Source organism: Novosphingobium sp. B-7, from assembly GCF_000410615.1.
In the GTDB taxonomy this organism is placed as follows: Bacteria; Pseudomonadota; Alphaproteobacteria; order Sphingomonadales; family Sphingomonadaceae; genus Novosphingobium; species Novosphingobium capsulatum.
The window spans coordinates 1-278 of sequence record NZ_KE148322.1; the positions used below are offsets into that span (position 1 = coordinate 1).

At 65.8% G+C, this 278-nt stretch carries 1 protein-coding gene; it reads left to right on the forward strand.

The annotated features are described in order from the left end of the window. The coding region (locus H926_RS31705; RefSeq protein WP_043608994.1) for a winged helix-turn-helix domain-containing protein at positions 1-278 on the forward strand (278 nt) is incomplete at both ends.

The window sequence follows — 278 nt, forward strand, 5'->3', positions numbered from 1 at the left end:
TCGGCCCGGCCGAGGCGGCGCGCCTCGCAGTCGGGCGGCTGGTGCTCGATCCCTCGCGCCATAGCGCGGCCTTTGCCGGGCAACAGGCGCTGCTCAACCGCAAGCTCTATTCGCTGCTGGCCCACATGATGCGCCATGCCGACAAGGTGGTGACGCGCGACATGCTGCTCGAACATGTCTGGGGCTATGCCTTTGCGCCCACTACCAACATCGTCGAAAGCAACATGAGCCGGCTGCGTACCCGCCTGCTCGACCTGGGCATCGATCCGATCGAAACC